The organism is Streptomyces sp. NPDC046303, assembly GCF_055588085.1.
The window spans coordinates 47,234-61,402 of record NZ_JBVJFA010000009.1 but is presented as its reverse complement, the minus strand read 5'-3'; the positions used below and the strand labels follow the sequence as shown (position 1 = coordinate 61,402).

Sequence of the window (14,169 nt, the reverse complement as noted above, 5' to 3'; positions counted from 1 at the left end):
CCCGCGCGGCCCGCATCTCGCGACGCGCCGGGACCGGGGCGCCCGTGAGGGCGGTCACAGCGCCGGTCACACGGCCGAGGCGGCCTTGCGGACGGCTCCCGCGACGGCGCCGGCGACCTTGTCGTTGAACACCGACGGGATGATGTAGTTCGCGTTCAGCTCGTCCTCGCCGACGACGTCCGCCAGGGCGGTCGCCGCGGCCAGCATCATGTCGGTGTTCACCGTCCGCGACTGGGCGTCCAGCAGGCCGCGGAAGACACCCGGGAAGACCAGCACGTTGTTGATCTGGTTCGGGAAGTCGGAGCGGCCGGTGGCGACGACGGCGGCGGTCTGACGGGCGACGGCCGGGTCCACCTCGGGGTCCGGGTTCGCGAGCGCGAACACGATCGCGCCTTCCGCCATCGCGGCCACGTCCTCGCCGGAGAGCACGTTCGGGGCCGAGACGCCGATGAAGACGTCGGCGCCGGCCACGGCCTCCTTCAGCGTGCCCGTGTAGCCCTCGGGGTTGGTGTTGTCGGCGATCCAGCGCAGCGGGGAGTCGGGGGCCGCGTCGACGAGGTCGGGGCGGTCCGCGTGCACGACACCGTGGATGTCGGCGCTGACGGCGTTCTTGACGCCCGCCGCGAGGAGCAGCTTGAGGATGGCGGTACCGGCCGCGCCGGCGCCCGACATGACGACCTTGACGTCCCCAACTGCCTTGCCCACCACGCGCAGTGCGTTGGTGAGGGCGGCGAGGACGACGATGGCGGTGCCGTGCTGGTCGTCGTGGAAGACGGGGATGTCGAGGGCCTCGCGCAGCCGGGCCTCGATCTCGAAGCAGCGCGGCGCGGAGATGTCCTCCAGGTTGATGCCCGCGAAGCCGGGGGCGATGGCCTTGACGATCGCCACGATCTCGTCGCTGTCCTGCGTGTCGAGGCAGATCGGCCAGGCGTCGATGCCCGCGAAGCGCTTGAAGAGGGCCGCCTTGCCCTCCATGACGGGCAGCGCGGCCATCGGGCCGATGTTGCCCAGGCCCAGCACGGCGGAGCCGTCCGTCACGACTGCGACGGAGTTGCGCTTGATGGTCAGGCGGCGCGCGTCCTCGGGGTTCTCGGCGATCGCCATGCACACGCGGGCCACGCCCGGGGTGTAGATCATCGAGAGGTCGTCACGGTTGCGGATGGGGTGCTTGGACGCCATCTCGATCTTGCCGCCGAGGTGCATCAGGAAGGTGCGGTCGGAGACCTTGCCGAGGCTGACGCCCTCGATCTCCCGCAGCTTCTCGACGATCTCGTCCGCGTGCGCGGTGGAGGTCGCGGCGATGGTGACGTCGATCCGGAGCTTCTCGTGACCGGAGGCGGTCACGTCGAGGCCGGTGACCGAGCCGCCGGAGGACTCCACGGCGGTGGTGAGCTGGGAGACCGCGGTTCCGCTCGCGGGCACTTCCAGGCGGACCGTCATCGAATACGAGACGCTGGGCGCCGTTGCCATGGCCGTGTTCCTCTTCTGTCCCTGGTTTTCGCTGTACACAGGGCCCGGGGCACACAGCGGGTGGCGCGGCGGGACCTGTTGTCCGATCGTCCCACCTACCAGCCGGTACAAGGTAACCAGCTACAAATTTCGGAAAGACTCTTCCACCATACGAGATTTCAGGGGGTCGCGGAAGGGCGGGCCACGCAGAAACAGGTCCGCGCCCCCCACCGGAGTGGAGGGCGCGGACCTGTGTGCTGCCACGTCTATGACACCGACCCGCCATGCTCGCCTCGCGGCAAGTGGTCGCTCTAAGCGACGAAGGTTGGGCCCGGGGGCTTGGATCGAGTCGGTGCCTTCACCAGGCTAACAAAGGATCGCCGAATGCGGTCCCCCTCCCGGCGGCCGGTTGCGCACACCACGCTCCCGGCCGCCGACCATACGGCCGTACGCTACGGAAGCAGGAGTTCCGGCACTCCGGACGCGTCGGGCTCGTCCCGCGCCGCGGAGACCACCGTGAGCTGTTGCGTCGCGCGCGTCAGCGCCACGTACAGCACCCGCAGGCCCGCCGGGGACTCGTCCGCGATCTCCGCCGGGGAGACGACCACCGTGGCGTCGTACTCCAGCCCCTTGGCCTCCAGGCTGCCCAGCGCCACCGCCCGCTCCCCCAGGTCGGCCAGCCAGCCGGCGGCCTCGGCGCGCCGGTCCATGGCCACGACCACGCCGACGGTGCCGTCCACCTGCTCCAGCAGCCTGCGGGTCTCCTCCCGTACGCACGCGCCGAGATCGTCCCCGGCTGCCGTGAAGCGGGGCTCCAGGCCCGTGGAGCGCACCGCCGACGGGGGCTCCATGCCGGGCATGGCCAGGCGCAGCACCCGGGCGGCGACCTCGGCGACCTCCGCCGGGTTGCGGTAGTTCACGGTCAGCGTGAACCGCCGGCGCGGCCGGGACCCGAGGGCCTCGTCGCGGGCCGCGGCGGCCTCGTCCGGGTCGGTCCACGAGGACTGCGCCGGGTCGCCGACCACCGTCCAGGTGCCCGTCCGGCCGCGCCGGCCCACCATCCGCCACTGCATCGGCGTCAGGTCCTGGGCCTCGTCCACGATGACGTGCGCGTACTCGGTGCGTTCCGCCGCGAGCCGCTCGGCCCGCTCCCACTGGGTCTCCTCGCGGGCCGGCATCAGCTCCTCCAGCCCGCTGAGCTGGTCCAGGGGGTCCATCTCGCGCTTCCGCCTGGGCCGGGCGGGCGCGCCGAGCAGCTGGTGGAGCTCGTCGAGCAGCGCCACGTCGTGGACGGACAGGGGGCCCTTGCCGTCCGGGCCCACCCGGCGCAGCGAGCGCGCCAGCTGGCGGGTCTCGCGCGGGTTCAGCTCCCGGCGCGACCAGCGGCCGAGCCGCCGCTCGTCGGCCATCGCGGCCAGTACGCCGCGCGGGGTGAGCTCCGGCCACCAGCGGCCCAGGAAGTCGATGAAGGCGTCCTCGGTGGAGACGTCCTCGTCGAACGCGGAGCGCAGTTCGGCGGCCAGCTCCGGGTCGCTGTGCCGGCCGGCCTGGCCGGACCGCGCGTACAGGGCGTCGAGCAGGAGCTTGCGGGCCCGCGGGCGCAGCAGGTTCACCGGGGTGGTGCCGCCGAGCACGTTCTGCCGGATCCGGTTCAGCTCGTCGGCCTCCAGCTCCTGGCGCCGTCCGAAGGCCACCACGCGCAGCCGGTCGGGGGCGCCGCCGAGTTCCAGGGCGCCCCGTACGGCCTTGCGCAGCACCCTGGCCATCCGCGAGGAGCCCTTGATCCGGGCCACGGCCGGGTCGTCATACGTGGTCGCCTCGGCGCCGTCGACCAGCGAGCCCAGTGCGCGGATGGCGACCTGGCCCTCCTCGCCGAGGGAGGGCAGCACGCCCTCGGTGTACGCGACGAGCAGCGGGGTCGGGGAGACGATCAGGATGCCGCCGGAGTAGCGGCGCCGGTCCTGGTAGAGCAGGTAGGCGGCGCGGTGCAGGGCGACGGCGGTCTTGCCGGTGCCGGGCCCGCCCGCGACCTCGGCGACGGAGGCGGCGGGGGCCCGGATGACGAGGTCCTGCTCGGCCTGGATGGAGGAGACGATGTCCCGCATGGAGTGCGTACGGGCCCGCCCGAGCGCGGCCATCAGCGCGCCGTCGCCGATGACGGGCAGCTCCTGCCCGTCCAGGAAGGCGGTGACCTCGGGGCGCATCAGGTCGTCCTCGACGCCCAGCACCTTGCGGCCCTTGGACCGGATGACGCGGCGGCGCACGACGCGGCCGGGGTCCTTGGGCGTGGAGCGGTAGAACGGCGCGGCCGCGGGGGCCCGCCAGTCGATGACCAGCGGCGCGTAGTCGGAGTCCAGGACTCCGATGCGGCCGATGTGCAGGGTCTCGGCGATGTCGGCGGTGAGGTCCTCGCGGATCGCGTCGTCCGCGGGCTCCACGGAGGTGTAGGCGCCGTCCGGGCCGCGCTCCCCGTCCTTGCCGAGCACGAGGTCGACGCGGCCGAAGAGGAAGTCCTCGAACTCGTTGTTCAGCCGGTTCAGGTGGATGCCCGCCCGGAAGACCTGCGCGTCGCGCTCGGCGAGGGCACCGGGGGTGCCCACCTGACCGCGCTTGGCGGCGTCGTTCATCAGGAATTCCGCCTCGTGGATCTTCTCCTCGAGGCGTCTGTACACCCGGTCGAGATGCGTCTGCTCGACCGCGATCTCCCGATCTCGGACGGAATCCGCCGTGCTGTCGACAGCGGCATTCTGCGCGGCCACCAAGGCCCCCTTCTGACGTGCATGGGCGACCGTCAACCGTACGCGAATCGGCGCCCTGTCCGCACGCCCGTTCCGGAACCGGCCGGGGCGGGCCTACACCAAGGCCTACACCGAGCCCGCGGCCAGGGCCCGGCGGCGGTGCCGGGCGACGCGCTCCCGGTTGCCGCACAGCTCGCTGGAGCACCAGCGGCGCCGGTGGCCGCGGGAAGTGTCCAGGTAGACCCGGGTGCAGCCGTCGCCCTCGCAGGCCCGCAGCAGGGCCAGGTCGCCGGGGTCGGTGAGCAGCTCGACGGCGTCCCGGGCCACCGCCGCGAGCAGGGCCCCGCACTCCACGCCGCCGCACAACTCCCGTACGAGGTGCCCCTCCTGGTCCCGTACGGCACACAGGCCCGGGGGTGGCCCGGCGGCCAGCGCGTTGACCCGGGCGAGGGCCGCCTCTTCCGGCCCGGTCCCGTGCAGCTCGGCCCGTACGAGTGCCTCCACGTCCCGGCGCAGCGTCTGGAAGGCCGCCGCCCAGTCGGGTCCGACCCGTGCGAGCGGCGTCCGGTCGGGCACCAGCCCGGCCCCGGCGAGCCACGTCCGCAGCTCGTCGCCGTCCCGGATGCGCTCAGTGGCCACCAGGTCCAGGCAGACCCGCCCGCAGTCGAACCGCATGCCCGTCACCGCCTCGCGTCGTGGGGCGCCCCACCAGAGTGCCGCCCCGCGCGTACGAGCGGAAGCCCCCGACGGGGTTGCCGTCACGGCCCCGGCGGATGGTCGTGCAGGAGGCGCTGGAAGAGGCGGTGGTCGCGCCAGGCCCCGTTGATGTGGAGGTAGCGCGGCGCGATCCCGTACTCCTCGAAGCCCGCCTTCCGCAGGACCCGCTGCGAGGCGAGGTTGTCGAGGAGGGTCCCCGCCTCCACCCGGTGCAGGCCGACCTCGTCGCGGGCGGCCCGGCACACCTCTTCCAGGGCGGCCGTGGCCAGGCCCTTGCCGTTCCAGTCCTGGTCCACCCAGTAGCCGATGCCGCCGCTGCACAGCGGACCGAGCACGATCGAGCCGAGGTTGATCGCGCCGACGGGCGTGCCGCTCGCGGCCTCGACCAGCACGTACGGGACCATCCGCCCGTCGTCCCGGTCCGCGAGCATGCCCTCGATCCGGACCCGCTGCCCGTGCTCGGTGTAGAAGTCCTCCGACCGTGCCGGTTCGAAGGGCGCCATGAACGCCCGGTTGCGCGCGTAGGCCGCGGCCAGCCCGGCGGCGTCGCCGAGCTCGAGGCCCCTCATCTCCACCCCGTCAATGATCACGGTCGCACCCTAGCGCCGTGCCCGGAAAGGTTCACCAGGTCGCGCCCCGGATCCCGGGACCTGGGCCCCCGTCAGGAGGCGGGCGGCTCCCCGTACTTGACCTCTCCGCCCGCGTCCAGCGACAGCCGGTACCCCCGCTTGACCACGGTCTGGATCATCTTCGGAGTGCCCAGCGCGACCCTGAGCCGGGCCATCGCCGTCTCCACTGCGTGCTCGTCCCGCCCGGCCCCCGGCAGTACCCGCAGCAGGTCCGCCCGTGACACCACCCACCCCGGGCGCCGCGCCAGGGCCCGCAGCAGGGCCATCCCGGCGGGCGGCACCGGCCGCAGCTCCTCGTCGACCAGGACCGCGTGCCCGCGGATCTCCAGCCGGTGCCCGGCCACCGGCAGCACCCGCGCCCGGCCCGGCAGCTCCTGGCACAGCAGCTGCACGAGCGGGCCCAGCCGGAACCGCTCCGGCTGCACGGTGTCCACCCCCAGCGCCTGAAGCGGAAGCGCCGTCACCGGCCCCACGCACGCGGCCAGCACCCCGCCCCGCAGGGCCGCCAGCACGGATTCCCGTACTCCGCGCTCCTCCGCCCGCGACAGCAGCGAGGCGGCCGCCGGTGCCGAGGTGAAGCTGACCGCGTCCACGGCGCCGCCGGCCACCGCGTCCAGCAGCCGGTCCAGCGGGGCGAGGTCCTCGGGCGCCATCCACCGGTACACCGGGACCACCACCACCTCGGCCCCGCCGGCCCGCAGCGCCTCGACGAAGCCCGGCAGCGGCTCCCCGTGCAGCTGGAGGGCGATCCGCCGCCCGGCCACCCCGGCCGCGAGCAGCCGTTCCAGTACCTCGGCGAGCGATTCCGACTCCGGGGACCAGGCCTCCACCAGTCCGGCGGCCCGGATGGCGCCCTTGACCTTCGGTCCGCGGGCCAGCAGTTCGGTGGTCCGCAGCCGTCCCAGCAGCTCCTCGCCGATGCCCCACCCGTCGGCGGCCTCGATCCAGCCGCGGAACCCGATCGCGGTGGTGGCGACCACCGCGTCCGGCGCGCAGCCGATGAGTTCCTTGGTGGCGGCGAGCAGTTCGCTGTCGTCGGCCAGCGGGACGATCCGCAGCGCGGGCGCGTGCAGTACGGAGGCGCCGCGCCGGCGCAGCAGGGCGATGAGTTCGTCCGCCCGCCGGGCGGCGGTGACGCCGACGGTGAAGCCCGAGAGCGGGCCGGTCTTGGTGTCGTCCATCGTGACCTGCCTAGTGACGTGCATGGGGGGCGGTACGGGTGGACCGAGCCTGCCAAGGTGGCGTGTCGGACTCGGTTCACCCGTATTTCGCCCCGGTTACACCGACGTGAGCTGGGGTTTCGCCTCGACCCCGGCCGTCTGGACCACCGCCACCGCCGGCCGGCGAAGGTATACCGCCCAGGTGACCGCGCAGCACACGGCGTAGAAGCCGAGGAAGGTGACGAAGGCGGCGGTGCCCGATCCGGAGGTGAGGAACGCCTCCCGGAAGACCAGGTTGATGCCCAGCCCGCCGAGCGCGCCGACCGCCCCGATCAGCCCCATGGAGGCCCCGGAGAGCCGTCGCCCGTAGGCGGCCGCGGCCTCGCCGCTCATGCCGCGGGCGAGGGCCTTGGCCTGGAAGATGCCCGGGATCATCTTGTACGTCGACCCGTTGCCGAGCCCGCTCAGGACGAACAGGGCCACGAAGCCGACGAGGAACACCGACAGCGAGTGCCGCTGCGAGGCGAACACCACCACACCGGTCGCCGCCGCCATCGCCACGAAGGTCCCCAGGGTGATCCGCGCCCCGCCGAAGCGGTCCGCGAGCGCGCCGCCCACCGGCCGGATCAGCGAACCGAGCAGCGGTCCGATGAAGGTCAGCGAGGCGGCCTGGAGCGGGGTGCGCCCGAACTGGGTCTGGAGCACGAGTCCGAAGGCGAAGCTGTATCCGATGAAGGACCCGAACGTCCCGATGTAGAGGAACGACATGATCCAGGTGTGTGCGTCCTTGATCGCTTCGCGGACGGCGCCGGTGTCGTTGCGCACGGGCGCCAGGTTGTCCATCCGCGTCGCGGCCAGCGCGGCCGCGAGCACGATCAGCGGGATGTAGGCGCCCAGCAGGAACCGCGGGTGTCCGGCCCCTGCGGTGGCGATGACCAGCAGTCCGGCCAGCTGCACCACCGGCACGCCGATGTTGCCGCCGCCGGCGTTCAGCCCGAGCGCCCAGCCCTTCTTGCGCAGCGGGAAGAAGGCGTTGATGTTCGTCATCGAGGAGGCGAAGTTCCCGCCGCCGACGCCCGTGAGGGCGGCCACGGCCAGGAAGGTGCCGTACGAGGTCCCGGGCTCCATGACCACCATCGCGGCCACGGTGGGCGCGAGCAGCAGCAGTGCGCTGAAGACGGTCCAGTTCCGGCCGCCGAAGCGGGCGACCGCGAAGGTGTACGGCACCCGCACGAGCGCCCCGACGAAGGTCGCGGTGGCGATCAGGAAGAACTTCCCGGCCGGGTCGACCCCGTACTGCGGTCCCATGAAGAGGACCATCACGGACCAGAGCGACCAGATGGAGAACCCGATGTGCTCGGAGAGCACGGAATAGAGCAGGTTGCGGCGGGCCACCCGCTCACCGGTCTCGTGCCAGAACGTCTCGTCCTCGGGGTCCCACCGCTCGATCCAGCGGCCCCCCTTGCGCGGTGCGGTCGTACCGGTCATCACACGCCTCCACAGCTGTCGCGTCCGTGGTGACGACCGTAGGAACGGCGCGTTTCGGCCCCGGTCCCCGCCGGATGACCGCCGGGAAACCTTGCTCTCACCCGGCGCCCGGGCCGCGTGTGAGCCGGGCGGGGACCCAGCTCCCGGGGGGCGGTTCGAGCCATCCCCGCTCGGCGGCCAGTCCGGCGGCCGCAGCGCGCAGGGCGTCCAGGCCGGGATGGCCGAAGCCCCGCCGCCACACCATCGACAGCGGGGACAGCGGCACGGGGTCGGTCAGCGGGCGCTTCACGCAGCCGGGCATGTCCAGGAAGTCCACGGTGGCCAGGACCGGATTGCCGGTCTTGGCCATCACCCGGCGGAACTCCTCCTTCCCCACGGCCACGGGGGCGGGCGGGGCCAGCGCGATCCCGCGCCCGGCGAACAGCTCGCGCGCGAGCCCGGTCCATTCCACGGTCCGCGGGTTCCCGGCTCCCGCGTACACGGTCTCCCCGGCCAGCGCGTCCAGCGGTACGGCGGCCTCCGCGGCCAGCGGGTGGCCCTCGGGCAGCAGCACGGCGAGCGGCTCGTACCGTACGGGCGCCTGCGCGAGGCGTGCCCGCAGCGCCGGGGCCAGCCCGTCGGCGTAGCCGAAGGCGACGTCGAGCCGGCCGGCGGCGATCTCGGCGGCGGCGTGGGTGAGTCCGCTCTCGAAGCGGGCCATCAGCTCGCAGTCCGGGGCGAGTTCGCGGGCGCGTTCCAGGACCCGGCGGCCCGTGCTGGGGCCGTCGGTGTTCAGGTCGACGAGGAGCGCGCGGGGGGCGGTGAAGGCGGCGGCCAGCTCCTCGTGCGCGGCCAGCACCCGCCGGGCCAGCGGCAGCAGCCGCACCCCGTCGGGCGTCAGCTCGACGGCGCGGGTGGTCCGGACGAACAGCCCTGTCCCCAGGGCCTGTTCGAGCCGCCGGACATCGCGGCTGAGGGCCTGCTGGGCGACGTAGAGGCGGGCGGCGGCACGGGTGAAGTGCAGCTCCTCGGCGGCGGCGACGAACCCGCGCAGCAGCCGCGGGTCCACATCACGGGGATTCACCCCCGGAGACTAACAACGGAAAGCGGTGAATGGGTCGTGAACAGGTGTTGGACGCCGGGGCGGGGTGCGGCCGAGGGTGGTGGTCATGCCCCTCATGACCGTTTCCGGCACCACGCTCGTCCTCGCCGCCCCGGCCGCCCCGGCCACCCCTGGCGCCCCCGCGCCCGGCCCCGTCCCCGGCCGGGGCCGCGCCGCCGGACCGTACCGGCGCCTGTTCGCCCTGCCCGGCACGCGCGCCTTCACCGCCGGCAACCTCCTCGCGCGGCTCCCCATGGGCATGTTCGGGATCAGCGCGGTCATGATGATCGCCGGGCAGCGCGGTTCGTACGCCCTGGCCGGCGCGGTCACGGCGACCGGTCTGGCCGCCACGGCGCTGGTCGCACCCTGGACGGCCCGGCTGGTCGACCGGTACGGGCAGGCCCGGGTCGCCGTCCCCGCCACCCTGGTCGCCGTCCTCGGATCCCTCGCCCTGATCGTGTGCGTCCGGACCGGGGCCCCGGCCTGGACCCTCTTCGCCTCCTACGCGGCGACCGCCACCACCCCCAACATCGGGGGCATGTCCCGGGCCCGCTGGACCCACCTGCTGCGCGACTCCCCCGCCTCGCACCACACGGCGATGTCCTTCGAGCAGGCCGCCGACGAACTCTGCTATCTGCTCGGCCCGGTGCTGGCCGCCTTCCTCTGCACGGCCGTCTTCCCCGAGGCCGGGACCCTCGCCGGGGCCGCCCTGTTCCTCACGGGGATGCTGCTCTTCACCGCCCAGCGCTCCACCGAACCCCCGGCGACGGGGTCGGCGCCCCGGCACGGCTCCCCGCTGCGCGCGTTGGCTCCGCTGCTGGCCCTGTTCGGCTGCCTGGGCCTGGTCTTCGGCTCGATGGAGGTCACCTCGATCGCCTACCTCGACGCCGCCGGGCTGGGGGCCGCCTCCGGCCTGGTCCTGGCCCTCCAGGCGGCGGGCTCCTGCGCGGCGGGCCTGCTCTACGGGACCCTGCGCCCCCGCAGCCTGCGCACCTGTGTGGGCGCCCTGGCCGTCCTCATGGCCCTGCCCTGGGCCGCGGCCGCCGGCGGCTCGGTGGCCGCACTCGCCGGGGCGCTGCTCGTGGCCGGCATGGCCACGGCCCCGACGATGGTCACGGCGATGGCCCGGGTCCACGCCCTGACCCCGGAGGGCCGCCTCAACGAGGGCATGACGCTCGCGGTCACCGCCATCCTGGCGGGCATCGCGGCCGGTTCGGCCACGGCGGGCCTGGCGGTCGACCGCCTCGGGCCGCCGACGGCGTACCTGCTGCCCGCCGCGGGGGCGCTGGCCGCCGTCGGGGCTGCCGCGGCAGGGCGATTCATCCGGCGGGCGGGTGATCGTTCCCGCGTGGTACGCGTCGTCTCCGCTCGTGATCCGCAATAACTGGGGGTGCCTTCCCCCAGCGCTTTTCCCTTCGCGGAGGAACACCCTTTGTCTGCTCACCGCTCCGTTTCGGCTGCCGTGATCGTCGCGGCCGTCACCGCCTCCTGTCTCGTACCGGCCGTACCCGCCCTGGCCGATGCGGCGGGTCCGCGGTTCTCCCAGCCGTACGTCCCCTCCATCGCTCCCGGCCGGACGGGCCGCGTCGTCATCGCCGCCGCCACCGGGACGGAACAGGCCGTCAGCAGCACCTTCCGGATCACCGCTCCGGAACAGACGACGTTCCCCGAGGCCCGGTTCTACTGGAACGGCCGGCGTGCGGCGTCCCCGTGCACGCTCTCGCCGGACGCCCGGCAGCTGACCTGCCAGGCCGGAACCCGCGCGGGCTTCGTCTTCCCCGCGAACGAGCGGACCCGGCTCGGCGTGGCCGTCCGGGTGGACGCGAAGGCACCGGAGGGCACGACGCTGGACGGGGGCGAGTGGGCGACCGGCACCGAGGAGTCCGCCCTGTTCGCCGTGGCCACGGCGGTGACGGGCCCGACGGGCCCCAAGGGCGACAAGGGCGACGACGGCCACCACGGCCATGACGGAAAGCCCGGCCACCACGGCAAGCCCGGCAGGCCCGGCCCGAAGGGCGAGAAGGGCGACCAGGGTCCTGCCGGACCCCAGGGCCCCCAGGGGCCGGCCGGCCCCGGTGGCCCCCAGGGCTCGCAAGGCCCGCAAGGCCCGCAAGGCCCGCAAGGACCCGGTGGCCCCCAGGGCCCGCAGGGCAACCAGGGCAACCCCGGCCCCGCCGGACCACAGGGACCGCAGGGCGAACAGGGCCCGGCCGGAGGCCCCCCGGGGCCGCAGGGACCGCAGGGCGAGCAGGGACCGCAGGGCGAGCAAGGTCCGCAGGGACCGCAAGGCCCGCAGGGACCGGGTGGCCCGCAGGGCAACCAGGGCAACCCCGGCCCCGCCGGACCCCAGGGTCCCCAGGGAGTCCCCGGGCCCCAGGGCCCGCAGGGCAACCCCGGCCCCTCCGGCCCGCAGGGACCGCAGGGCGAGCAGGGTCCGGCCGGAGGCCCGCAGGGTCCCCAGGGGCCGCAGGGCCCGCAAGGCCCCCAGGGACCGCAAGGCCCGCAAGGCCCCAAGGGCGAGAAGGGCGACAAGGGCAAGCCCGGCCACTGCAAGAAGTGCGGCGGTCACCACCCCGGCAAGCCGAAGCCCCCGAAGCCCACGCACAAGCCGAAGGCCCGCATCGTCAAGCTGGGCAAGGGCCTGGGCGTCCGCTCGGGTCCCGGCACCCAGTACGGAAAGGTCGGCAAGATCGGCAGCGGCACGGTGGTCAGCCTGCAGTGCAAGGTCAACGGCCAGAACGTCGACGGCAATTCGATCTGGTACAAGCTCGCCGACGGCCGCGGCTGGATCTCCGCCCGCTACGCCTTGAACCTCAACAAGGTTCCGTTCTGCTGACAGCCGACCTCGCATGACAAGGGCCCCGCAGCCACGGCTGCGGGGCCGTTGCAGAGTTGTACCGGTTTCCGATACCCATCCCGTACCGCAACTCGTACAACTCGGAGAGGACTGGGCATCATGTCCGCCGACGACTACGACTCATGTCGTCGCCGAGAGGGGCGTAGCCCTGGGCGAGCCGGGCCGGCAGCGCAGACGCGGTGCTCGCCGGCACACGTTCACCTGAGCGCCGGCTTACCTGAGCGGAATTCCGTCAGTTCCTCGACCGATAGGACCGCCACACTCGCAGGCGTCGCGGCAAGCGCGTCCCGATAGGCACAGATGTCATCCGGATCCGATGTCAGGATGACCGAACGGTCGTGTCGGGCGGCCACGACCGCGACCAGAGCGTCCACGGCATCGGGTCGCTTCTTGGGCGGCAGAGCGGCGAGCGTGGCCGCGACTCCGGCGCGCTTTCCGTCCTCTACCGTGTGGCCCGCTTGGCACACTCCACAGTCGCTCACTTCCCGGTCGGCGCCGAAGACCACACAAGACGGCAGCACCCGGCTCAGAGGCGTCCAGTTGCCTGGCTGCGGACGCCAGGCCTGGGCAAGCACCGGAACGAGCACAACGGGCGGATGCCAGCCGGACCGTGCACTGAGTCGCTCGTGGAAACGGTGCGCTTCGGGATCCCGGCGCTCAAGGGCGATCAGCATGCCCGTGTCGTACACGAACACGGTCACGCGACGGCGCCCCGCCGGGTGAATCCGGCATCGATGGCGTCGAGGTACGCGTCCATGGCCGCGTCGTCCTCCGGGGAGGTGTCGGGTGCGGCCTCGGGCTCCGCCGCTTCCGCAGACCGGTTTATGGCGTCGATCTCCGCGAACCTGACCCTGATGCGCGCCTGGCGACCCGCCTCGGCCAGCGCGGCGGTCCGCAGGAACGTCGCAAGGTCGAGGCCGTACTCCGCGGCCGCCTCACGGACGACCGCCTCGTCCGCCGGATCGAAGGTGACGGTGATGCGCGTCTTCGCCATGAGACGACCGTATGACGCCGTAGGACGCTCACGCAAGCCGAAACGACAAAGGCCCCGCAGCCGAGGCTGCGGGGCCTTTGCCCACATGGGATGAGTGGAGATGGCGGGAATCGAACCCGCGTCCAACGGTGCAGAAGCAGGGCTTCTCCGAGCGCAGTCCGCTGCGCTTTTCTCGGCCCCGGAGATCACACGGACAAGTCTCCGACGGGCTCAGTCACTGTTTGATTTCCCTCCAACCCCCGTGACCGGGGCTAGAGGTTTAGATCCCTAATTGACGCCAGGATCCGGACCGGGACCACTTCCGGGCTGACGCTCCTCACAGAGGCTTCAGCTCACTGTTATTAGGCAGCGAGGGTGAAGCGGGAGTTATCGCTCTTGGAGTTGGCGATTATTGTTTGCGACATATGGTTTACGAGATCATTGCCGCTTCCTCGGCTCGCTTCCCCTGCATCGACATCCGCTGTCGAAACCGATCATCCCCATGTTGATTTTTCAAAGTGCTCCACCCCCAAGGAGGTGGTGCTGACTACATCCTACGCGAAGTGGACCACCGCGTGCCAGGAGGTTAAACGGTGCCCCGCTGCTTGCGGCGGATCGCCGAGATCGCCCGGTTCGTCTCGCGGGTGTCCTGCTTCTCCCGGAGCGTCTGCCGCTTGTCGTACTCCTTCTTGCCCTTGGCCAGCGCGATCTCGACCTTCGCGCGGCCGTCCTTGAAGTACAGCGACAGGGGCACGATCGTGTGACCCGACTCGTCCGCCTTGCGTTCCAGCTTGTCGATCTCCTCGCGGTGCATGAGGAGCTTGCGCTTGCGCCGGGCGCTGTGGTTCGTCCAGGTGCCCTGGCTGTACTCCGGCACGTGCACGTTGTAGAGCCAGGCCTCGCGGCCCTCCACCGACACGAAGCCGTCCACGAGCGAGGCACGGCCCTGGCGCATGGACTTGACCTCGGTGCCCGTGAGCACGAGACCGCACTCGTAGGTGTCGAGGATCGTGTAGTCGTGCCGCGCCTTCTTGTTCTGGGCGATCAGCTTGCGCCCTTTTTCCTTAGCCATAGTGC

At 72.7% G+C, this 14,169-nt stretch carries 12 protein-coding genes and 1 other RNA gene; 2 read left to right on the top strand and 11 right to left on the bottom strand.

Going from position 1 to position 14,169, the window contains the following annotated elements; genetic code table 11:
* Window positions 1–66: 66 nt before the first annotated feature.
* The 7 genes from ACZ6I1_RS11745 to ACZ6I1_RS11715 all read right to left on the bottom strand — a co-directional run bounded on the left by ACZ6I1_RS11745 (window position 67) and on the right by ACZ6I1_RS11715 (window position 9,244).
* Window positions 67–1,470, bottom strand: coding sequence for an NAD-dependent malic enzyme (locus ACZ6I1_RS11745; RefSeq protein ID WP_469285959.1), 1,404 nt, complete (start codon window positions 1,468–1,470; stop codon window positions 67–69).
* Window positions 1,471–1,901: 431 nt separating this feature from the next.
* A complete protein-coding gene (locus ACZ6I1_RS11740) occupies window positions 1,902–4,208 on the bottom strand; it encodes a HelD family protein (protein ID WP_469285956.1) in 2,307 nt (768 codons plus the stop codon).
* Window positions 4,209–4,313: 105 nt separating this feature from the next.
* Window positions 4,314–4,862 carry a CGNR zinc finger domain-containing protein gene (locus tag ACZ6I1_RS11735; protein WP_469285954.1) on the bottom strand — a complete coding sequence of 183 codons (549 nt, stop codon included), beginning with the start codon at window positions 4,860–4,862 and terminating at the stop codon, window positions 4,314–4,316.
* 83 nt (window positions 4,863–4,945) lie between these two features.
* Window positions 4,946–5,473, bottom strand: a complete 528-nt coding sequence (locus ACZ6I1_RS11730) for a GNAT family N-acetyltransferase (RefSeq protein ID WP_469286266.1) — start codon at window positions 5,471–5,473, stop codon at window positions 4,946–4,948.
* 92 nt (window positions 5,474–5,565) lie between these two features.
* On the bottom strand, window positions 5,566–6,714 hold the full coding sequence (locus tag ACZ6I1_RS11725; RefSeq protein WP_469285952.1) for a uroporphyrinogen-III synthase: 1,149 nt from the start codon (window positions 6,712–6,714) through the stop codon (window positions 5,566–5,568).
* 96 nt (window positions 6,715–6,810) lie between these two features.
* On the bottom strand, window positions 6,811–8,181 hold the full coding sequence (locus ACZ6I1_RS11720) for a nitrate/nitrite transporter (protein WP_469285950.1): 1,371 nt from the start codon (window positions 8,179–8,181) through the stop codon (window positions 6,811–6,813).
* 97 nt (window positions 8,182–8,278) lie between these two features.
* Window positions 8,279–9,244, bottom strand: a complete 966-nt coding sequence (locus ACZ6I1_RS11715; RefSeq protein ID WP_469285948.1) for a LysR family transcriptional regulator — start codon at window positions 9,242–9,244, stop codon at window positions 8,279–8,281.
* Between the two features lie 94 nt (window positions 9,245–9,338).
* Here ACZ6I1_RS11715 and ACZ6I1_RS11710 point away from each other — a divergent pair, with 94 nt between their 5' ends.
* Together ACZ6I1_RS11710 and ACZ6I1_RS11705 are read left to right on the top strand one after the other, a co-directional pair.
* Window positions 9,339–10,646 carry an MFS transporter gene (locus ACZ6I1_RS11710; RefSeq protein ID WP_469286264.1) on the top strand — a complete coding sequence of 436 codons (1,308 nt, stop codon included), beginning with the start codon at window positions 9,339–9,341 and terminating at the stop codon, window positions 10,644–10,646.
* A gap of 48 nt (window positions 10,647–10,694) precedes the next feature.
* Window positions 10,695–12,098, top strand: coding sequence for an SH3 domain-containing protein (locus ACZ6I1_RS11705; protein ID WP_469285946.1), 1,404 nt, complete (start codon window positions 10,695–10,697; stop codon window positions 12,096–12,098).
* Window positions 12,099–12,316: 218 nt separating this feature from the next.
* Here ACZ6I1_RS11705 and ACZ6I1_RS11700 read toward each other — a convergent pair whose 3' ends face one another.
* The 4 genes from ACZ6I1_RS11700 to smpB all read right to left on the bottom strand — a co-directional run bounded on the left by ACZ6I1_RS11700 (window position 12,317) and on the right by smpB (window position 14,164).
* Window positions 12,317–12,820, bottom strand: coding sequence for a hypothetical protein (locus tag ACZ6I1_RS11700; protein ID WP_469285944.1), 504 nt, complete (start codon window positions 12,818–12,820; stop codon window positions 12,317–12,319).
* On the bottom strand, window positions 12,817–13,113 hold the full coding sequence (locus ACZ6I1_RS11695) for a hypothetical protein (protein WP_469285942.1): 297 nt from the start codon (window positions 13,111–13,113) through the stop codon (window positions 12,817–12,819). The genes ACZ6I1_RS11700 and ACZ6I1_RS11695 overlap by 4 nt, the downstream gene beginning before the upstream one ends.
* A gap of 92 nt (window positions 13,114–13,205) precedes the next feature.
* Window positions 13,206–13,594, bottom strand: a transfer-messenger RNA (tmRNA) gene (gene ssrA / locus ACZ6I1_RS11690).
* Between the two features lie 84 nt (window positions 13,595–13,678).
* Complete coding sequence (smpB, locus tag ACZ6I1_RS11685; RefSeq protein WP_069920480.1) at window positions 13,679–14,164, bottom strand: SsrA-binding protein SmpB; 486 nt, start codon at window positions 14,162–14,164, stop codon at window positions 13,679–13,681.
* Window positions 14,165–14,169: the final 5 nt, after the last annotated feature.

Bases quoted from the DNA above. Each gene is read 5' to 3' on its own strand.
- ACZ6I1_RS11745 (WP_469285959.1), bottom strand. From the start codon at position 1,470: ATGGCAACGGCGCCCAGCGTCTCGTATTCGATGACGGTCCGCCTGGAA.
- ACZ6I1_RS11735 (WP_469285954.1), bottom strand. From the start codon at position 4,862: ATGCGGTTCGACTGCGGGCGGGTCTGCCTGGACCTGGTGGCCACTGAG.
- ACZ6I1_RS11730 (WP_469286266.1), bottom strand. From the start codon at position 5,473: ATGAGGGGCCTCGAGCTCGGCGACGCCGCCGGGCTGGCCGCGGCCTAC.
- ACZ6I1_RS11725 (WP_469285952.1), bottom strand. From the start codon at position 6,714: ATGGACGACACCAAGACCGGCCCGCTCTCGGGCTTCACCGTCGGCGTC.
- ACZ6I1_RS11720 (WP_469285950.1), bottom strand. From the start codon at position 8,181: ATGACCGGTACGACCGCACCGCGCAAGGGGGGCCGCTGGATCGAGCGG.
- ACZ6I1_RS11710 (WP_469286264.1), top strand. From the start codon at position 9,339: ATGACCGTTTCCGGCACCACGCTCGTCCTCGCCGCCCCGGCCGCCCCG.
- ACZ6I1_RS11695 (WP_469285942.1), bottom strand. From the start codon at position 13,113: ATGGCGAAGACGCGCATCACCGTCACCTTCGATCCGGCGGACGAGGCG.
- smpB (WP_069920480.1), bottom strand. From the start codon at position 14,164: ATGGCTAAGGAAAAAGGGCGCAAGCTGATCGCCCAGAACAAGAAGGCG.